The following is a 19765-nucleotide window of genomic DNA, read 5'->3' as shown; positions in this document are numbered from 1 at the left end:
TGATCAGCTGTTGAATTGGAAGCCCTTGCCCGCCTGGAGCGCTCGCTCCAGAGCGAGGTTGGCGATCGCCGTGTCCTGAGCGCCGGTACCGGTCAGGTCGCACAGCGTGACCTCGGCGTCACTGCCACGGCCCGGGCGCTGGCCCGCGATGATCTGGCCAAGCTCGCTGAAGCCGCTTTCCTCACTGATGAGTCCGGCTTTCAGCGCGTGATGCATCTCTCCCAGCAGCCGCGTCTGGCTGAGGCGGTCGGCGACATAGCGGTCGACCGCGGCCAGGGCCCGGGCATCGATTTCGTTCTTGTGTTCGGCATCGGAGCCCATCGCCGTGATGTGCAGCCCGGGATGCAAGTGACGCGGTTCAATCAGAGGATCGCGGCTCGGCGTACAGGTAACGGCGATATCCACGCCCTGCATGGCATCGTCGACCGAGGCACAGGGAATGACCAACAAGCCGCCATCGCGCCCAAGCTCATCGCACAGCGCAGCAGCCTTGGCCGGGTCCCGGCCCCAAACTCGCACCGTGTCGATTGGCCGGACCAGCCGCAACGCCTGCAGTTGCAAGCGGGCTTGCTCGCCGCTGCCGATCAGCGCCACGCAGCGACTGTCTTCACGGGAAAGCCAGCGGGCAGCCACGGCGCCTGCCGCCGCAGTGCGCACGGCGGTCAGGTAGCCGTTATCGAGCAGCAAGGCATCCAGCAATCCGGTGCGTGCCGACAACAGCATCATCATGCCGTTGAGACTGGGCAGCCCCAGCTTGGGGTTATCGAAAAAACCGGGGCTGACCTTGATCGCAAAGCGCTCAAGGCCTGGCAGGTAAGCGGTTTTCACGTCGACCTCGCCGTTATATTCCGGCACATCCAGACGCAGGATCGGTGGCATGGCCACCGCGGCCGTCGCCAGCAAGGCGAAGGCTTGCTCGACAGCATCGACAGCCGCCTGGTCGAGGGCGACACAGGCTCGCAGGTCGGCTTCGCTGAGCAGGGTGATAGCAGGCATCGGAAAACCTCCATTGAGAACGGAACGGGCAGGCTCAGGCGTCGGCGCCATTCAAAACGCGCAAGTGCTGCTCCACATCGACATTGCGGCCGCTGACCACCACCACGACAGGGCCGCGCGCCGGGATCAGGCCGTCGAGCAGTGCGCCGATGCCCACGGCGGCAGCGCCCTCCACCACCTGCCGCTCATGGCGGTAGGCGTGGCGCATGCCGTTGGCGATCGACGCTTCGTCAAGCAGGTGGACTTGGTCGCAGAGCGCACGGGTCATGGCAAAGGTGTATTGATTGTCCAGTCCGATCCCTCCGCCCAGCGAGTCGGCCAGCGTTGGCATCTCCTGCACTTCGACCGGCTGGCCGGCTTCCAGGCTGGCCTGCATGGCCGCGCCCCGACGCATGCTGATGCCATGCAGGGTGATCGCCGGATTGGCGCTTTTCAGCGCCAGCGCGACACCGGCGAACAGGCCGCCACCTGAGAGCGGCACGAGCACCTGGGCGACCTGCGGGAGCTGTTCGAGGATTTCCAGGCCCAGCGTGCCCTGGCCGGCGATGATTGCCGGGTGATCGAAGGGCGGGAGCAATGCCGCCCCCTGTTCAAGCGCAATGCGCTCGGCTTCTCGTTGGGCGTCATCCTGGGAGTTGCCGACGATGCAGACTTCAGCGCCCAGGTCGCGAATCGCCTGGACTTTGTTGGCCGGCACCAGGTTCGACAGGCAGATCGTCGCCCGCACCCCGAGTTGCGAAGCCGCATAGGCCAGTGCCCGACCGTGGTTGCCGGTGGACGCCGCCACCACGCCCCTACCCTGTTGCTCTAGGGTCAGCAAGGCGATGGCGTTGCTGGCGCCGCGCAGTTTGAAGCTGCCGGTGACCTGTTGGGACTCGAGCTTGAGGTAGACCGCCACGCCCAGTTGCCGCGACAGGCTGGGCGAGTGTTCCATCGGCGTAGGCCGAACAAGGCCCCCAATACGCTGGCGAGCAAGGTAGATATCGTTAAGCGACAGCTCTGACATGACCGCGTCCCAACAAGTGTGGTGTTGGGGCCGAGTGTAAGAGCGGCAAATTGTCGTGATGAATGTACTAGTTCAATTGCCGAAAGATTTTTTCAACCCTGGTGCAATCAGAAATCATGGATCTGGGGATACTGCCCAAACAGCTCGCGTACTCCTGCCAGCGCTTGGCGCATTTCCGCGTCGCTGCACTCGGCACCGACGCACAGGCGAACCGCACGGGGCCGGGGAATACCCCGGACGAGGAAGGGCTCGGGCGGGGTCACCGCGATGTGACGCTTGCGCAACGCCCGCACCAGGCTGTCCACCTCCCAATGCTTCGGAATACCCAGCCAGGCGCTGAGCGCTTGCGGGTGATAACCGAGCAGGTGTTCCGCCAGGTATTCCCGGACCATCGCCTGCCGCTCGCCAAGAAGCTTACGTTGCAGTTGCAACAGGGTGTCGGCGCGACCGTCGCGGATCCAGCGGGTGGCGACCTCCGCCACCAACGGCGTCGCCATCCAACTGTTGACCCGCAGGATGCTTTCGGTGCGCAGCGCCAGGCGCTTGGGCATCGCCAGGTAACCAACCCGCAGGCCGGTCAGCACCGACTTGGTCATGCTCGTGCAGTAAAAAGACAGCTCAGGCGCGTAATAGCTGATCGGCCGCGCGTGCCGCTCGGTGAGCAACGGGCCATAGACATCATCTTCGATGATATGCACGCCAAAACGCCGCGCGATCGCGGCGATCTCGCGGCGGCGGGCATCGGGCATAAGGCTGGTGGTGGGGTTGTTCAGGTTCGGCGTGCACACCAATGCCGTGATGCGCTCGTTGCTGCACATGTCCTCGAAATGCTCCGGATCAATCCCGTCGCGGTCCATCTCCAGGCCCTTGAGGGTAAAGCCCAGCACTTGCGAATTGCCGATCACGCCATGGTCGGTCAGCCCTTCGCACAGCACGACGTCATCGGGCCCGGCCAGTGAGGCCAAGGCCAGGAACACGCCGTGGGCAGCACCGTTGGTGACCAGGATGTCGTTGCGCTCGACGTCGAGGCCCAGGCCACCGAGCCAGTGCACCGCCGCCTCCCGATGCGCCTCGAAGCCAGCGATGGGACGGGCGGCCTGGATCCATGGCTGCTCTTCTTCCTGGCTGAGTTCAACGCAGGTATCGCGCCAGATCCGGTCATGGAGTTGGGTGTGCAGGATACGGGCGATCGACAGGTCCACCAGGGCGCGCTCCGGCGCGTCGAGGATGTGGTTGGCGATCCGGTCGCTCATGCGTCGCGTGACAAAGCTGCCACGCCCGATCTCGCAGCGCACCAGCCCCTGGCGCTCTAGCTCCTTGTAGGCGTTGGTCACGGTCTGGACGCTGATACCCAGGTCCTCGGCGACCTGCCGTTGCGGCGGCAGGCGCTGGTTATTGGCCAGCCGACCCTGTTCGATTTCGACAGTGATAGCTTGCACCAGGATCTTGTATTTGGACTCGCCGATGCGAGCCGCGCCAAGGGCCACTTTCCAACTTTCCATGAAGATCGCTTCGCCTGTGCTGGTTTGAAGCACAGCATCGCCCGAGCAGTGATCGCAAGCAATTGTCCTAGTGCAATTACATCACCGCCAGACCTTTTGTATGCTCAAGCCCAGGTCGAACCCAAGCCGCCTCACAGCGCCAGAACAATAGCCAATCGACCGGTGCTGGAACGGTCCATCCGTTTGCCCGCTCTTAACATAAGCGGCCCTGCACGTTGTTCTTGCTCCACTGCTCCTAACACAGAGCCGTCCTCGACGGAGTCATAACAAACAGGAGATTTCAACGATGAGCCATCTGTTCAAGAACACAGCAACATCGTTCAGGCAACTATTGGCTGCCTGCGCCGCGTGCAGTCTGCTTGCCAGTGCCCAGGCCGCAACGCTGGAAGAGATCAAGCAAAACAACGCCATCCGGATCGGCTATGCCAACGAAACGCCTTTTGCCTTTACCGGAACCGACGGCAAAGTCACTGGCGAGTCGCCCGAAATCGCCAAGATCATCTTCGAGAAGATGGGCATCCAGAAAGTCGACGGCGTCCTGACCGAGTGGGGCGCCCTGATCCCGGGCCTGCGCGCGGGCCGCTTCGACGTCATCGCTGCCGGCATGTACATCACACCGGCCCGCTGCAAGCAAGTCATCTTCACTGACCCGCAATACCAGTTGCCCGACACCTTGCTGGTGAGCAAGGGCAATCCGAAGAACCTGCACAGCTACGCAGATATCGCCAAGAACCCCGACGTGAAGCTCGCCATCATGGCCGGCACCGTGAACCTCGCCTATGCCCGGGATTCCGGCGTCAAGGACTCGCAGATCCTCCAGGTCCCGGATACCACCGCCCAGTTGCAGGCCGTGCGCGCTGGCCGCGCCGATGCCGCGGTCGGGACCCAGTTGACGATGAAAGGCCTGGCGAACAAGGGTGGCGAGGGTGTCGAAGCCATCAGCGACTTCACCGATGACCCGGCGCACACGGGCTATGGCGCACTGGCCTTCCGCCCGGAAGACAAGGCCCTGCGTGACGCGGTCAACGACGAGCTGCAGAAATGGCTGGGCAGCGAGGAACACCTCGCAGCAGTCGCCCCGTTCGGCTTCGACAGCTCCAACGTCACCCACAAGACCGCTGCCGAGCTGTGCGGCCAGCCTTGAATCGAAGTGGCATGGCGTCCACGCCATGCCGTTCCCTGCGTAGTCCGACCATTCAGGTGAACCATGGCTGAACTCATACCATTGTTACTGCAAGGCGCCTGGATCACCATCCAGGTCACTTTCTTCGGCTCGATTCTGGCGATCATCGTTGCAGTCCTGGCGGCCCTCGGGCGTCTGTCCCCGTGGCGGCCATTGCGCTGGTTCAGCGTGGCCTACATCGAGCTGTTCCGCGGCACCTCGCTGCTGGTGCAACTGTTCTGGCTGTTCTTCGTGCTTCCCCTGCCCCCCTTCAACCTTGAACTGAGCGCCTACACCGTAGCGATCGTGGGTCTTGGCTTGCATATCGGGGCCTATGGCGCCGAGGTCATGCGCGGGGCAATCAGCTCGGTGGGCAAGGGCCAATACGAGGCCTCGACCGCCTTGAACATGACCCCCTCGACGCGCTTTCGCCGGATCATCCTGCCCCAAGCGTTGCTGGCAGCCATCGCACCAGGCACCAACCTGCTCATCGAACTGCTGAAGAACACCTCGCTGGTATCGCTGATCACCCTGTCGGACCTGACCTTCCGGGCCCGCCAGTTGGACCAGGCGACGTTCGAAACCTTGAAGATCTTCAGCCTGACACTGCTGCTGTACTTCATCCTGGCCCAGGCCATCAACTTTGCCATGCGTGGGGTTGAGCGCCGCTTGAGTCGCGGCCGCCTGCGGGGAGGTCTGTCATGAATCTTTGGGATTGGGATTATGTCTGGCAGATCCTGCCTGACCTGCTCCGTGCATCGCTGAACACCGTGGGAATCACCCTGGTCGGGTTCATGATCGCGATCGTGTTGGGCCTGTTCCTGGCCATTGCCCGGCGTAGCCACAAGATCTGGCTGTCGTGGCCGGTGACGCTGGTGATCGAGTTCATCCGTAGCACACCACTGCTGATCCAGGTGTACTTCCTCTACTACGTGCTGCCCGCCTATGGGGTCAACCTGACGGCCATGCAGGCAGGTATCCTCGGCATCGGCGTGCATTACGCCTGCTATATCGCCGAGGTCTACCGTGGCGGCCTGGACTCGGTGGCCCGCAGCCAGTGGGAAGCGGTGGTCGCCCTGAACTTCGCGCCCTGGACCGCCTACCGCACGATCATTCTGCCTCAGGCAATCCGCCCGATCCTTCCGCCGCTGGGCAATTACCTGGTTGCCATGCTCAAGGACACGCCTGTGTTGTCAGCGATCACCGTCGTGGAAATCATGCAGCAAGCCAAAAACGTCGGTTCGGAAAGCTTCCGTTACCTGGAGCCGATCACCCTGGTCGGTCTGTTTTTCCTGGCCCTGAGCGTCGCTCTGGCCTATCTGGTACGGCGCCTTGAAGTGCGCCTGGAGTTACGCTAATGATCACGCCCGCCTCTACCCTGGCCACCGCCCCGTCCTCCACCAGCCCGATCCAGCAGGCTGTCGCTACGCCGCAGCCAGAAAGCGCCCAGTCCATCGTCAACTTCAAGGACGTGACCAAGCGCTATGGCAGCTTCACCGTGCTGGACCAGCTCAACCTGAGCGTCGCGCCTGGCGAGAAAGTCGCCATCATCGGCCCCAGCGGCTCGGGCAAGTCGACCTTGCTGCGGGTACTGATGACGCTGGAAGGCATCGATGAAGGCATGATCGAGGTGGACAACCAGTTCCTGACCCACATGCCCAACCGCAATGGCGTGCTGGTACCGGCCGATGCCAGCCATGTGCGTAAGGTGCGCGCCAAGATCGGCATGGTGTTCCAGAGCTTCAACCTGTTCCCCCACATGACCGCCTTGCAAAACGTCATCGAAGCCCCGGTGCAGGTGCTGGGCATGAAACCCGCAGAAGCCCGCGAGCGGGCCGCCGGCTTGCTAGAACTGGTCGGCCTGGGTAACAAGTTCGACCACTATCCGTCCCAGTTGTCCGGCGGCCAGCAGCAACGGGTAGCGATTGCCCGGGCCCTGGCCATGCGCCCCAAGGTCATGCTCTTCGACGAAGTGACCTCGGCACTGGACCCGGAGCTGTGCGGCGAAGTGCTCAACGTGATCCGCAAGCTAGGCGCCGAGCACAACCTGACCATGTTGATGGTCACCCACCAGATGGGCTTCGCCCGGGAGTTCGCCGACCGCGTGTGCTTCTTCTACAAAGGCCAGATCCACGAACAGGGCACGCCACAGCAGATCTTCGAAAACCCGCAGAAGGAACGGACCTGCGCCTTCCTCAGCGCCGTGAAGGAAGCCAACTGAAGGAAGCAGGCCTGGGTGATCCGTGGCGCCGGTCGAGCCCGCAGGGGCTCCCCCGCGCCGGGGTCAGCCTTTGACGCAAACCACCTGGCGCAGCGTGTGCACCACTTCCACCAGCTCGCGTTGAGCCTGCATGACCGCATCGATGTCCTTGTACGCCATGGGGATCTCGTCGATCACATCCTTGTCCTTGCGGCATTCGACATGGGCCGTGGCACGCTGCTGGTCCTGTACGGTGAAACTGTTCTTGGCCTTTGTCCGGCTCATGGTGCGGCCAGCACCATGACTGCAGGAGCAGAACGCCTCCTCGTTGCCCAGGCCGCGAACGATGAAGCTCTTGGCGCCCATCGAGCCGGGGATGATGCCCAGTTGCCCCTTGCGCGCCGACACCGCGCCCTTGCGGGTCACCAGCACCTCTCGACCGAAATGCTGCTCGCGTTGCACATAGTTGTGGTGGCAGTTGACCGCTTCGAGGTTGGCCTCGAAGGGCTTGCCGAGCACCTTGCGCGTGGCGGCGATCACCGCCTGCATCATCAGCTCGCGGTTGTGCCGGGCGAAATCCTGGGCCCACTCCACGGCTTCCACGTAATCGGCAAAATGCCGGCTGCCTTCTTCGAAATAGGCCAGGTCCTTGTCCGGCAGGTTGGCCAGGTGCTGGCGCATGTCAGCCTGGGCCAGCTCGATGAACAGGTTGCCGATGGCGTTGCCGACACCACGCGAGCCGCTGTGCAGCATGAACCAGACGCGGTCGGTTTCATCCAGGCAGACCTCGATGAAGTGGTTACCACCGCCCAGAGTGCCCAGGTGCTGGCGGTTGTTGGTCCGTTCCAGACGTGAGTATTTGTCGGTGATCATCTTGAAGCGCGCGGCCAGCCCGCTCCATACCTGGTCGGCATGGTTCGGCACCCGGTCCCAGGCACCCTGGTCACGCCGGCCGAAAGTCTTGCCGTGGGGCACAGCCTTCTCGATCGCACAGCGCAAGGCATGCAGGTTGTCCGGCAGCTCCCGGGCGTTGAGCGAGGTGCGTGCGGCGATCATGCCGCAGCCGATGTCCACGCCCACCGCCGCCGGGATGATCGCTCCTACGGTCGGGATCACGCTGCCGATGGTCGACCCCTTGCCCAAATGCACGTCCGGCATCACCGCCAGGTGCTTGAAGATGAATGGCATCTTCGCCGTGTTCATCAATTGCCGGCGGGCGTCTTCCTCCACCGGTACGCCCTCGGTCCAGAGTTTGATCGGCTTGCCACCGGCCACTTCGAGTATGTTCATTGCCAGATTCCTTGTTGCTTGCCAGGCCTTGCAGGCCTGGCGCAGATCAGCCGGCCTTGAGGCTGACCAATCCATTCAATACCTGATCGAGGCCCCCGAATACCGAGATCCGATCAATGCGCTCGGCCACCCGCTCAAGGGTTTCCAGCTCCTTCAGGCGCAAGGCCGTTGGGTTGTCTTCCATGACCTTGGCGGTGTTGAGCAGCGAGCGGGTCGCCGAGGTTTCCTCGCGCCGGCGGATCACATTGGCCTGCGCCGCCTTTTCCGCTTCGACTACCTGCGCCAGCAGAGTCTTCATTTCGCCCGGCAGAATGATGTCGCGCACGCCCAGGCTGTTGACCTCAAGCCCGGTATCGGCCAGATGCGTCTGCAGGTGCTGATTGACACTGTCATCGATCAGTTGCTTGTTCTCCAGTAGTTCATCGAGGGTCCGGGTCCCTACCGCGGCACGCAGGCCGAACTGCAACTCGCGGTACAAGTGCTCGACCGGCTTGCTCAGGCGGGCAAAGGCACCCAGCACATCGTGGTAGCGCCAGTTAGCCACCAGGTTCAGGCGCAGGCTGACTTTGTCGCGGGTGAGTATCTCCTGGCCATTGACCTCCAGCGCCTGCAGGCGGGTATCGACCAGATCGACGCTCACTTGGCCATTGCAGCGCCAGAAACCATGTTGGCCGGCCTCCAGCAGCTCGGCAACCGCGCCGTCGACCTTCAACACCCCCACATGGAAGGCCGGAACCGTCACCAACAGCACGGCATCGAGCCCGGCCACGCCCGGCCGGTTGAGGCGTTCTACCAATGCCTGGTCCAGGCGCTTGTCTTGGGCCAGGTCGAGGCGCTGCAAAACCTGGTCCCCCTGGCCTTTCCAATACAGGCGCCGGCTGCCCGGCGGCAGCAGCTCGACCAAGGCACCGTCCTCGAAACGCAGCCCGACTTCATGCTCAGCCAGGTCCATGCGCTCGAAGTACCGCTCGACCAGAGCCGGCTCGCTCTGGCGCAGGTAGCCAGCCAGTGGATGGTCGAACAGCGGCGAATTGAGGCTGAAGGTCTGCACCGCCAGCCGGTCTTGCAGGTCAAAACGCTGGTACAGCCCAGGCTCGAGGATCGACACGAAGTCACCCTCGCAGAACAGCAGGCCGCGTTCGTTCTTCTTCACGATAAAGCGCTTCAACAGTTTCATCTTGTTCTTCCTTTTCAATTGTCCGTGGTGCCAGTGTCGCCGCTTCGCCGAGCGCTGCGGGCGAGGTCTGGCGGAGTCAGGCACCGGGGACCGGGGTCCACACGGTGTCCTGCCTTGCGCCAGGCCCGGCCGGCAGGCCGGGCGAAACGGCGGTGGCGTGGGCGTCCTTCGCAATGGCCGGCCGTCCTGGCCGTGGGTGCGTTGCCTGTGCCTCACCGGCGGGTGTTGCGGTACAGCTACCGTGACAGGGTATGTTCGAGTCCGTACTCGACAGTGATGGCGGCCCCCTCGGGGTTGCGCCAAGCAGTGACCGGTCGTTGTGGAGGCGGCATACACGACACCGACACCTGAGTGGGTTCGTGCACCGGCGGGGTTGCAACCCCTGGCCCGTGGGCCTGCCTGGCGATGCGGTCGGGGTAGCTATAGCGAGTGGCGTGCCAGCTTTTTTCAAAGCCTTGGAACAAACTTTCAAGATATTGATTTAAATGAATTTATTTATTATTCGATGCGAAAAATGGAGATTTCTCTCAAGCAAGCTATTGCTGTTTCTATATATGATTAGATAAGTATTTATCCCAAGAGATAATCCGCCGTGAACAAACGCAGCGTCGCCATCGGTTTCCTCGGCACGACCCTCGACCGCAACGGCAAAGGCGCAGCGCGCTGGAACAGGTGGCGCCCAACCGTCGGCCTGTGCCAGCAGCCCGACCTGGCGATCGACCGCTTGGAACTGATCCATGGCACCCGCGACCTGGGGCTGGCCAAACGCATCCGCGCCGATATCCTCAGTGTCTCGCCGCACACCGAGGTCCGCCTGCACCTGCTGGCGCTGCGCAATCCATGGGACCTCGAAGAGGTCTATGGCGCCCTGCATGATTTCGTCAGCGCCTATACCTTCGACACCGAGCATGAGGACTACCTCGTCCATATCACCACCGGCACCCACGTCGCGCAGATCTGCTGGTTCCTGCTGACTGAAGCGCGCTACCTGCCGGCACGGCTGGTGCAGACTTCACCCGCCCGCGACAAGGAGAACGAAGGCGACCCGGCCGGCGTCAGCACGCTGATCGACCTCGACCTCTCGCGCTACGATCAGATCGCCTCGCGCTTCAGCCGCGAACAAGCCGAAGGCCGGGCCTTCCTCAAGGCCGGTATCGCCACCCGCAACGCGGGCTTCAACCGCACCATCGAACAGATCGAGCGGGTCGCCCTGCGCTCGAAAGCGCCCATGCTGCTGGTGGGCCCCACCGGTGCCGGCAAGTCGTTCCTGGCCCGGCGCATCCATGAGCTCAAACGCGCCCGCCACCAGCTCGACGGCCGCTTCATCGAGGTGAACTGCGCCACTCTGCGTGGCGATGGCGCCATGTCCGCCTTGTTCGGCCATAGCAAAGGCGCGTTCACCGGCGCCCAGTCGGCACGTGAAGGCCTGCTGCGCGCCGCCGATGGCGGCATGCTATTCCTGGACGAAATCGGTGAGCTGGGCGCCGACGAGCAGGCCATGCTGCTCAAGGCCATCGAGGAAAAACGCTTCTTCCCCCTGGGTGCCGACCGCGAGGTCGAGAGCAACTTTCAACTAATCGCCGGCACTCACCGCGACCTGCGTGGCCGGGTCGCCGAAGGGCAGTTCCGCGAAGACCTGTTCGCCCGCATCAACCTCTGGACCTTCGCCCTCCCAGGCCTTGCCGAGCGCCGCGAGGACATCGAGCCGAACCTGGACTTCGAACTGCAGCGCCACGCCCAGGAACAAGGTCGCCAGGTACGTTTCAACCTGGAGGCCAAGCGCCGCTACCTGGCCTTCGCCCATTCGGGCGAAGCGCGCTGGGCCGGCAATTTCCGCGAACTATCGGCCTCGATCACACGCATGGCCACCCTGGCCGACAGCGGGCGGATCGACGAGGCCCTGGTCGAGGAAGAGGTCCAGCGCCTGCGTTATGCCTGGAGCCTGGACAACTCGCCCGACCCGCTGCAACCACTGCTCGGCGGGCAAGCGCTGGACCTGTTCGACCGCCTGCAACTGCAGGCCGTGATCGATGTCTGCCGCCAGTCCCACTCGCTGTCCGAGGCTGGGCGCCAACTGTTCGCAGTGTCTCGCCAGGGCAAGGAAAAGCCCAATGACGCCGATCGCCTGCGCAAGTACCTGGCGCGTTTCGGACTGGACTGGCAGCGACTGCGGCACTGAACAAAGGTCGTAGGGCTTGCCCTGCCCCAGGCACCCTGCTGTATGCTTGCCCGGTCTTCAGGGCGGGGTGAAAGTCCCCACCGGCGGTAAATCGAAAGATGAGCCCGCGAGCGCCTCGGCTTCGGCCAAGGGTCAGCAGATCTGGTGAGACTCCAGAGCCGACGGTCATAGTCCGGATGAAAGAAGGCGTCAGGCGGGGCCTCTGCGCCCCTGCGCGCGCGTTTTGTTCGCCCTGAAACGTTCATCGATCTCTAACGAGGAGCGTTTCATGTCCCCATTGCACCGCCAGCAGTACCCCAATGTCGCGGCCGCTATCGCCGCATTCCAGGCCGGCAAACCCGTGTTGTTGCTCGACGACGATGATCGCGAGGACGAAGCGGACATCGTTGCCGCCGCCGAGAACATCAGCCTTCAGACCATGGCCATGATGATCCGCGATTGCAGCGGCATCGTCTGCCTGTGCCTGGACGAAGCCACGGTCGACGCCTTGCAGCTGGCTCCGATGGTACAGAACAACCAAGCCCGCCACGGCACTGGCTTCACCGTCACCATCGAAGCCGCCGAGGGCATCAGCACCGGCGTTTCTGCCCAGGATCGCATCACCACTATCGGGGCGGCCCTGCGCTCGACCGCGCAACAGCGCCATATCGTCAGCCCGGGCCACGTCTTTCCGCTGCGCGCGCGCAACGGTGGCGTGCTGACCCGCCGTGGCCATACCGAAGGCTCGGTGGACCTGGCGCGCCTGGCCGGCCTGCGCCCGGCAGCGGTGCTCTGCGAACTGATGAACCCTGATGGCAGCATGGCCCGCGGTGAACAGGTGATGGTCTATGCCCGTCAGTATTCGCTACCTATGCTGACCATCGATGAGCTGGCCCGCTACCGCGAAGCGGTGCGGGTCGAGGCGACGGTCGCGGTCTGATCGCGTCATGGCTACCGGGGAGCGGCCTCATGCAATCCCTCCCCGGCACCCTCATCGATCCAACTGCAACAGAATGCGACCAATGATCCCCCTCGAAATTTGCTCCCCCTGCCCTGCTCTGCTAGTGTCGCGCCGTTTATACCGCCACCGAGACAGCCGCCATGGCCCGAAAAAAAGCCTCCATCGATTTCGAGCAATCCCTCGCTGACCTGCAAGCCCTGGTCGAACGCCTGGAGAACGGCGAGCTGTCGCTTGAAGAATCGCTGGCTGCCTTCGAGCAAGGCATCAGCCTGACCCGCGACTGCCAGGGCGCCCTGGCCCAGGCCGAGCAGAAAGTACAGGTATTGCTCGAGCGCGATGGCGAACTGGCCGCCGAGCCTTTCGACGCGGATCCGGCGGCATGATCGCCGCCTATCAGGCCAGTTGCCAGGCCCGCGTCGACGCCGCACTCGAACCCTTGTTCGTAGCACCTTCGGCAGAACTGCAACGGCTCTACGCCGCCATGCGCTACAGCGTCATGAATGGTGGCAAGCGCGTGCGCCCGCTGCTTGCCTATGCTGCCTGCGAAGCCTTCGGTGCGCCGGCGGAACATGCCAATGGCGCCGCGTGCGCGGTCGAACTGATCCACGCCTACTCGCTGGTGCATGACGACCTGCCGGCCATGGACGACGACGACCTGCGCCGTGGCCAGCCAACCACCCACAAGGCCTTCGACGAGGCCTGCGCCATCCTTGCCGGCGACGGCCTGCAGAGCTTGGCCTTCAGCGCCCTGCTCGACCCGCGCCTGAGCCCACAGGACGACGGCATCCGCCTGAGCATGGTGCAGGCATTGGCCAAGGCGGCCGGCCCAGCGGGCATGGTCGGTGGCCAGGCTATCGATCTCGGCTCGGTGGGCGTCAAGCTCGACCAGCGCGCCCTCGAATACATGCACAGGCACAAGACCGGCGCATTGATCGAGGCCAGCGTACGCCTCGGTGCCCTGGCCAGCGCCCGTGCCGACCAGGCGCGGCTCGAAGCCCTGCAGGCCTATGCCCAGGCGATCGGCCTGGCCTTCCAGGTGCAGGACGATATCCTCGATGTCGAAAGCGACACCGCCACCCTGGGCAAGCGCCAGGGCGCCGACATCGCCCGCGACAAGCCAACCTACCCGTCCCTGCTAGGGCTGGACGCGGCCAAGGCCTATGCCATTGAGCTACGCGACCAGGCACTGGCCGCGCTGGAAGGCTTCGGAGAAAGTGCCGAGCCACTGCGGGAGCTGGCACGCTATATCGTCGCACGCCGCAACTGAGCCGCTGCCACAGGTTTTGGCGCTGATCATCTAACCTGAGCAAGGCCGGACAGAGTGGGGACGGCCTTGTGTCGCGATGGGCTGCGCAGCCGCCTCAATTGGGCGCGACTGATTAGCCAGGAATGTCCCCCCGCCTAAATGGGCAGTCTCCTACACAATGGGGTAAACTGCCGCCACTTCAAACCTATAACGATTCGCCTGATGCCCACGACGTTTCAAGAGATCCCCCGCGAACGCCCGGTCACGCCGCTGCTTGACCGTGCCGATACGCCTGCCGGCCTGCGTCGGTTGGCTGAAGCCGACCTGGAGACCCTGGCCGACGAACTGCGCCAGGAGCTGCTCTATACCGTAGGCCAGACCGGTGGGCATTTCGGCGCCGGCCTGGGCGTCATCGAGCTGACGATCGCCCTGCACTATGTCTTCGACACCCCAGACGACCGTCTGGTGTGGGACGTCGGGCATCAGGCCTATCCGCACAAGATCCTCACCGGTCGCCGCCAGCGCATGCACACCCTGCGGCAGAAGGACGGCATCGCCGCCTTCCCCCGCCGCAGTGAAAGCGAGTACGACACCTTCGGCGTCGGCCACTCGAGCACGTCGATCAGCGCAGCCTTGGGCATGGCCATCGCCGCACGCCTGCAGAACGATCCGCGCAAGTCGATCGCAGTGATCGGCGACGGCGCCCTGACCGCCGGCATGGCTTTCGAAGCGTTGAACCACGCCCAGGAAGTCAACGCCGACATGCTGGTGATCCTCAACGACAACGACATGTCGATCTCGCGCAACGTCGGCGGCCTGTCCAACTACCTGGCCAAGATCCTTTCCAGCCGCACCTACGCGAGCATGCGCGAAGGCAGCAAGAAAGTGCTTTCGCGCCTGCCCGGTGCTTGGGAGATCGCCCGCCGCACCGAAGAGTACGCCAAGGGCATGCTGGTGCCTGGCACCCTGTTCGAAGAGCTGGGCTGGAACTACATCGGCCCGATCGACGGCCATGACCTGCCAACCCTGATCGCCACCCTGCGCAACATGCGCGACCTCAAGGGCCCGCAGTTCCTGCATGTGGTGACCAAGAAGGGCAAGGGTTTCGCGCCTGCCGAGGTCGACCCGATCGGCTACCACGCCATCACCAAACTCGAACCGGCAGACAAACCCGCCGCACCGAAAGTGGCGGGCGGGCCGAAGTACTCGGCCGTGTTCGGCCAATGGCTGTGCGACATGGCCGCAGCCGACCAGCGCCTAGTGGGCATCACCCCGGCGATGAAGGAAGGCTCCGACCTGGTGGCCTTCAGCGAACGCTACCCGGAACGCTATTTCGACGTGGCCATCGCCGAACAGCACGCGGTGACCCTGGCCGCCGGCATGGCCTGCGAAGGCGCCAAACCGGTGGTGGCGATCTACTCGACCTTCCTGCAGCGTGCCTACGATCAGTTGATCCACGATGTCGCGGTGCAGAACCTCGACGTGCTGTTCGCCATCGACCGCGCCGGCCTGGTCGGTGAAGACGGCCCGACCCACGCGGGCAGCTTCGACCTGTCGTACCTGCGCTGCATCCCCGGCATGCTGGTGATGACACCGAGCGACGAAAACGAACTGCGCAAGATGCTCAGCACCGGCCACCGCTACAACGGCCCGGCCGCCGTGCGCTACCCGCGCGGAAGCGGCCCGAACGCACCGATCAGCGGCGATCTCGAGCCGCTGGAGATCGGTAAAGGGGTGGTTCGCCGCCAAGGCAGCAAGGTCGCCCTACTGGTGTTCGGCGTACAGCTTGCCGACGCGCTCAAGGTCGCCGAAACGCTCGACGCCACCGTGGTCGACATGCGCTTCGTCAAGCCGCTGGACGAGGCCCTGGTCCGCGAGCTGGCCGGCACCCATGAGCTACTGGTGACCATCGAAGAGAACGCCATCATGGGTGGCGCCGGCGCTGCCGTCAGCGAATTCCTCGCCCGTGAAGGCGTGCTCAAGCCAGTGCTGCACCTGGGCCTGCCGGACATCTATGTCGAGCATGCCAAACCGGCACAGATGCTCGCCGAGTGCGGGTTGGATGCTGCCGGGATCGAAGCATCCGTGCGCACGCGGATAAACCTGCTGGGCCTTTGACCCTCAAGTAAGCCATTGGGCCGCCGCGCGGCCCATCGCGACACAAGGCCGCCCCTACAGGATTTTCGTCTTGCTCAACATCAATGCACACCTCGAACCCTGTGGGCGAGACCTTGTATCGCGAGCGAGGGCGAAGTTCTCGCAGCATGTCCAAACGTCATTCTGGAGCGTCGCTCTGAGCCATGCCTGGCGAGCTCCGCTGTTACTTTGCCTTCCCACTACTCTCCTGGCCGCCCCTGCCGACCGCGACGAAGCCCTCAAGCTTCCCGACGTGCTGATCAGCGCTAACCGCCAGGTCGAGTCGCGTACAGCGACCAGCGCCGCCAACAGCGTCTTCACCCGCGCCGACATCAACCGCCTGCAACCAGCCAACGTCACCGACCTGCTGACCCGCGTCCCCGGCGTCCAGGTCGCTCCTACCGGCGGCCGTGGCAGCCTGCCGGGTATCTTCATCCGTGGCACCAAAGCGGCGCAGAGCCTGGTGCTGGTCGATGGCGTGCGCATCGCCAATGCCACCTCCGGCGACAGCGGCCTGCAGTTTCTAGACATCGACCAGATCGAGCGGATCGAGGTACTGCGTGGTTCGCGTTCGGCGATCTACGGCAGCGATGCCATCGGCGGGGTGATCCAGATCTTCACCCGCCGCAGCGCTGGAGAAGGCCTGCAGCCGCGCTTGCGCCTGGCCGGCGGCAGCCACCAGACCTGGCAACGCAGCCTGGGTCTTTCTGGCGGTGACAGCCAGACTCGCTTCAACCTCGGCGCCAGCCTCGACGAAACCGCAGGCATCGACGCCACCGGCCCTTCATTCGCCAGCGACGGCGACCATGACGCCTACCGCAACAAGTCGTTCAACCTGAGCTTGAGCCATACGTTCAGTGAGCGCTTCGAGGCAGGTTTGAACCTGCTCGACAGCCGAGGCCGCAGCGAGTACGACAATCCCTTCGGTCGCTTCGACCCGATCACCTTCGAGAGCTTCGGCCAGGCGCCCTACACCGACTTCAGCGTCAGCAGCGTCGGTAGCTATCTGGATGCACAGTTGAGCGAGCAATGGCACTCACGCCTGGAACTGAGCCACAGCGAAAACCGCGACAAGAAGCGCGACAAGCTCAGTGACGACGGCAGTGTGTTCAACACCTACCGCGATCAGCTCACCTGGCAGAACGACCTGGCCCTGAACGAGCGCAACAACCTGTTGCTGGGCGCCGACTGGTACCAGGACCGGGTGCACGGCAGCACTGACTTCGACGAGGATAGCCGCTGGAACCGCGCCGCCTTCCTCCAGCACCGCTTCAGTGGCGAGCACTTCTCCACCGAACTGGGTGTGCGTCGCGACCAGAACCAGCAGTTCGGTGGCCAGACCACTTGGAGCGCGGCCCTGACCCTGCCGGTGAATGCCGACAACGACCTACTGCTGTCCTACAGCGAAGGTTTCCGCGCGCCCACCTTCAACGACCTTTACTACCCGCAGTTCAGCAACCCGAACCTGGACCCAGAGCGTTCGAAGAGCTACGAGCTGCAATGGCGCAGCCAACTCGGCCCCCGCAGCCGCCTGGAAGCCTCGCTGTACCGTACCGACCTACGCGATGCGATCATCTTCGGCGAGGGCTCGATCCCCCGTAACGTCGCCTCGGCACGGATCAACGGCCTGGAACTGGCGCTGCATCAGGAACTTTTCGGCTGGCAGGGCCAACTGGGCCTGGCATTGATCGACCCGCGTGATCGCGATAGCGGCCATACCCTGGCCCGCCGCGCGCGGCGCACCCTGAGCCTGGACCTGGATCGTCAATTCGATCGCTTCAACCTTGGCGGCACCTGGCAGGCAGTCAGCAACAGCTATGACGACGAGAGCAACCGCAACCGCTTGGCTGGCTACGGTCTGCTTGGCGTGCGCGGCGGCTGGCAGGCCAGCTCCGAGCTCAAGCTCGAACTGAAGCTGGATAACCTGCTGGACAAGGGGCACAGCCGGGCCCTGTACAGCTACGACAACACCAGTTACGCCTATCGCGAAGAAGGCCGCACCTGGTTGCTGAGCCTTACTTGGACGCCGGCACTCTAGCGTCGAGCAAAGCGCACAGGCGCGCCGTCGCTTCGATCACCTGCCCGCTGGGCCGTTCCAGCCCCTTGTCCGGCACCAGCAACAACTGCCCCCTGGCCACGGCCGTGATCCGCGGCCAGGCCGTCCATGCCTGCAACTGAGCCTGCTCACCGGCCAGGATCACTTCAGGATCACGCAGCAACACTGACTCCAGGCTCACCTGGGGGGCTGGCTGGTCAAGGTCGGCGAACAGGTTGCGCGCTCCGCACACCGCCAGGGCATCGCTGACGAACTGCCGCCCGCCCAAGGTGTACAACGGCTTGTCCCAGACTTGATAGAACACCCGCAACGGCTGCTCACGGTGGTAGCGCTCACGCAGGCCGCGCAGGCGCTCGCGCAGCATGGCGGCGTACTGGCGGCCCTGCTCGGCGCGGCCAAGGCGCACACCAATGGTTTCGATCTGCTCGATCAACTGGTCAAGGTCATGGGGTTCGGCGCTGTAGGTCGCAATGCCCAGACGCTTGAGCTGGTCACGCTGGGCCGGCGCTACGCTGCCGGGCCAGAGCAACAGCAGGTCGGGCTTGAGGCTGAGCAACTGCTCCACGTCGAGCTGCCCATACCGCCCCACCGAAGGTAGGCCCTGCAGTTGCGGCGGCCGTGGGCCGCTATCGAGCACGCCTACCAGCAGGTCATCGGCCTGCAACTCGACGACGATCTCCGTCATCGACGGAGCCAGGCTGATGACCCGGGGCGCCGCGCTGGCCTGGCCCCCTAAAACCATTGCGAGCAGCAGCAGAAAGCCGCGCATCAACCGAGCTGACGCGGGATACGGTAGAGGTAGAACAGCACCACGGTGGACAAAGCCAGGAGAAACTGCGGCACCGCCTCCAAGCCGACCAGCACCGACAAGGCGGCGACCCACGCGGGGAAACAGGCGAACAGCATGGCAAAACGGCGCGCCCGCGCCAGTTCGATCCAGGACGCCGGTTCGCCGGCAGTGTCGAGTGCTTTCGAGGTCGCGATCAATGCCCGCTTATAGGCACCGAAGCGTGGCAGGCTGAGGAACATGGTCGCCACACCGCCAATGAACAACGGCATGGCCAACACGGGGATCAACCCCTTGCCGCCACCGAAGGCCCAGGCAACCACCAGCAACGGCAGCAAGCCCATCGCTAGGTATTGCCACCAGGTCAGCGTCAGGCGCCGCTTCACCTCGCTGCGCATCACGCCTGGCCGGCCCCCTCGCCCTGATGCTCGTTGCCCATCATGTGGCCGAGCTTGCCAGCCTTGGTGGCCAGGTAGTGACTGTTGTGCGGGTTGTGGCCGGTGTGCAGCGGCACGCGCTCGGCGACGACGATACCCATGCTGGTCAGAGCCTTGACCTTGCGCGGGTTGTTGGTCATCAGGCGCAGGGACTTGACGCCCATATGCTCGAGCATCGGCAGGCACATGGCGTAGTCACGCTGATCGGCGGCGAAACCGAGGCGTTCGTTGGCCTCGACCGTGTCGGCGCCGCCATCCTGCAGCTCGTAGGCGCGGATCTTGTTCAACAGGCCGATGCCACGGCCTTCCTGACGCAGGTACAGCAGCACGCCACGGCCTTCACGGGCGATGGCCTGCAGGGCAGCTTCCAGTTGCGAACCGCAGTCACAGCGCTGGCTGAACAGCGCGTCACCGGTGAGGCATTCGGAATGCAGGCGCCCCAGCACCGGCTGGCCATCGGCGACATCACCCAGGCTGAGCACCACATGCTCGCGGCCCGTGGCTTCATCGAGGAAGCCATGCATGGTGAAGATCGCAAAAGGGGTAGGCAGTTTCGAGGCGGCGACAAAGACGACGGGCACGTTGTGCTCCTGATTAACTTGAGATTTCACGTGGCCCCGATTGTATCAGCAGCCCGGCGCCCGTGCTCAG

The 19765-nt window shown here is 64.0% G+C and carries 18 protein-coding genes and 1 riboswitch; of the genes, 10 read left to right on the top strand and 8 right to left on the bottom strand.

The window, feature by feature from the left end:
* Window positions 1-3 precede the first annotated feature (3 nt).
* The 3 genes from eutC to ehuR form a co-directional block, all read right to left on the bottom strand.
* Window positions 4-996 carry an ectoine utilization protein EutC gene (eutC, locus tag ACYU03_RS03225; RefSeq protein ID WP_461888073.1) on the bottom strand — a complete coding sequence of 331 codons (993 nt, stop codon included), beginning with the start codon at window positions 994-996 and terminating at the stop codon, window positions 4-6.
* 34 nt (window positions 997-1030) lie between these two features.
* On the bottom strand, window positions 1031-2002 hold the full coding sequence (gene eutB, locus ACYU03_RS03220) for a hydroxyectoine utilization dehydratase EutB (protein WP_461888072.1): 972 nt from the start codon (window positions 2000-2002) through the stop codon (window positions 1031-1033).
* 107 nt (window positions 2003-2109) lie between these two features.
* A complete protein-coding gene (ehuR, locus tag ACYU03_RS03215) occupies window positions 2110-3504 on the bottom strand; it encodes a MocR-like ectoine utilization transcription factor EhuR (RefSeq protein WP_461888071.1) in 1395 nt (464 codons plus the stop codon).
* 286 nt (window positions 3505-3790) lie between these two features.
* Between ehuR and ehuB the strand changes: the two genes are divergently transcribed.
* The 4 genes from ehuB (at window position 3791) to ehuA (ending at window position 6887) form a co-directional block, all read left to right on the top strand.
* Window positions 3791-4648 (top strand): ectoine/hydroxyectoine ABC transporter substrate-binding protein EhuB, encoded by an 858-nt coding sequence (gene ehuB / locus ACYU03_RS03210; RefSeq protein ID WP_461888070.1) that lies wholly within the window; start codon window positions 3791-3793, stop codon window positions 4646-4648.
* A 63-nt stretch (window positions 4649-4711) separates the two neighbouring features.
* On the top strand, window positions 4712-5371 hold the full coding sequence (gene ehuC / locus ACYU03_RS03205; RefSeq protein ID WP_461888069.1) for an ectoine/hydroxyectoine ABC transporter permease subunit EhuC: 660 nt from the start codon (window positions 4712-4714) through the stop codon (window positions 5369-5371).
* Complete coding sequence (gene ehuD, locus ACYU03_RS03200; protein ID WP_461888068.1) at window positions 5368-6024, top strand: ectoine/hydroxyectoine ABC transporter permease subunit EhuD; 657 nt, start codon at window positions 5368-5370, stop codon at window positions 6022-6024. The genes ehuC and ehuD overlap by 4 nt, the downstream gene beginning before the upstream one ends.
* Window positions 6024-6887 (top strand): ectoine/hydroxyectoine ABC transporter ATP-binding protein EhuA, encoded by an 864-nt coding sequence (gene ehuA / locus ACYU03_RS03195; protein ID WP_461888067.1) that lies wholly within the window; start codon window positions 6024-6026, stop codon window positions 6885-6887. The genes ehuD and ehuA overlap by 1 nt, the downstream gene beginning before the upstream one ends.
* Before the next feature lie 63 nt (window positions 6888-6950).
* Here ehuA and ACYU03_RS03190 read toward each other — a convergent pair whose 3' ends face one another.
* Together ACYU03_RS03190 and ACYU03_RS03185 are read right to left on the bottom strand one after the other, a co-directional pair.
* A complete protein-coding gene (locus tag ACYU03_RS03190) occupies window positions 6951-8156 on the bottom strand; it encodes an RtcB family protein (protein WP_461888066.1) in 1206 nt (401 codons plus the stop codon).
* A gap of 46 nt (window positions 8157-8202) precedes the next feature.
* A complete protein-coding gene (locus ACYU03_RS03185) occupies window positions 8203-9333 on the bottom strand; it encodes a slipin family protein (RefSeq protein ID WP_461888065.1) in 1131 nt (376 codons plus the stop codon).
* A 592-nt stretch (window positions 9334-9925) separates the two neighbouring features.
* Between ACYU03_RS03185 and rtcR the strand changes: the two genes are divergently transcribed.
* From rtcR to ACYU03_RS03155, 6 genes are all read left to right on the top strand, one after another.
* Entirely contained in the window at window positions 9926-11512 is a 1587-nt protein-coding gene (gene rtcR, locus ACYU03_RS03180) for an RNA repair transcriptional activator RtcR (protein WP_461888064.1), read from the top strand.
* A 49-nt stretch (window positions 11513-11561) separates the two neighbouring features.
* Window positions 11562-11704, top strand: a riboswitch (FMN riboswitch).
* A 76-nt stretch (window positions 11705-11780) separates the two neighbouring features.
* Window positions 11781-12431: a 3,4-dihydroxy-2-butanone-4-phosphate synthase gene (ribB, locus tag ACYU03_RS03175; protein WP_461888063.1), complete on the top strand. Its 651-nt coding sequence runs from the start codon at window positions 11781-11783 to the stop codon at window positions 12429-12431.
* A 161-nt stretch (window positions 12432-12592) separates the two neighbouring features.
* Window positions 12593-12835, top strand: a complete 243-nt coding sequence (locus ACYU03_RS03170; RefSeq protein WP_461888062.1) for an exodeoxyribonuclease VII small subunit — start codon at window positions 12593-12595, stop codon at window positions 12833-12835.
* Window positions 12832-13719: a (2E,6E)-farnesyl diphosphate synthase gene (ispA, locus tag ACYU03_RS03165; protein ID WP_461888061.1), complete on the top strand. Its 888-nt coding sequence runs from the start codon at window positions 12832-12834 to the stop codon at window positions 13717-13719. The genes ACYU03_RS03170 and ispA overlap by 4 nt, the downstream gene beginning before the upstream one ends.
* A gap of 201 nt (window positions 13720-13920) precedes the next feature.
* Window positions 13921-15816, top strand: a complete 1896-nt coding sequence (dxs, locus tag ACYU03_RS03160) for a 1-deoxy-D-xylulose-5-phosphate synthase (protein WP_461888060.1) — start codon at window positions 13921-13923, stop codon at window positions 15814-15816.
* A 175-nt stretch (window positions 15817-15991) separates the two neighbouring features.
* Window positions 15992-17872, top strand: a complete 1881-nt coding sequence (locus tag ACYU03_RS03155; RefSeq protein WP_461891362.1) for a TonB-dependent receptor domain-containing protein — start codon at window positions 15992-15994, stop codon at window positions 17870-17872.
* On the opposite strand, the gene ACYU03_RS03150 is transcribed toward ACYU03_RS03155, so the two are convergent.
* From ACYU03_RS03150 to ribA, 3 genes are read right to left on the bottom strand one after another with little or no spacing between them, the layout of a single operon-like run.
* Window positions 17850-18659: a cobalamin-binding protein gene (locus tag ACYU03_RS03150; RefSeq protein WP_461888059.1), complete on the bottom strand. Its 810-nt coding sequence runs from the start codon at window positions 18657-18659 to the stop codon at window positions 17850-17852. The two genes, ACYU03_RS03155 and ACYU03_RS03150, sit on opposite strands and share 23 nt — an antisense overlap.
* On the bottom strand, window positions 18659-19078 hold the full coding sequence (locus ACYU03_RS03145; protein ID WP_461888058.1) for an MFS transporter: 420 nt from the start codon (window positions 19076-19078) through the stop codon (window positions 18659-18661). The genes ACYU03_RS03150 and ACYU03_RS03145 overlap by 1 nt, the downstream gene beginning before the upstream one ends.
* Window positions 19075-19695 (bottom strand): GTP cyclohydrolase II, encoded by a 621-nt coding sequence (gene ribA, locus ACYU03_RS03140; protein WP_461888057.1) that lies wholly within the window; start codon window positions 19693-19695, stop codon window positions 19075-19077. The genes ACYU03_RS03145 and ribA overlap by 4 nt, the downstream gene beginning before the upstream one ends.
* Between the last annotated feature and the right edge of the window lie 70 nt (window positions 19696-19765).

It is taken from the genome of Pseudomonas sp. X10 (assembly GCF_054889225.1).
Note: the sequence above shows the minus strand (reverse complement) of the source record. Positions and strands in the feature narration are given on the sequence as shown.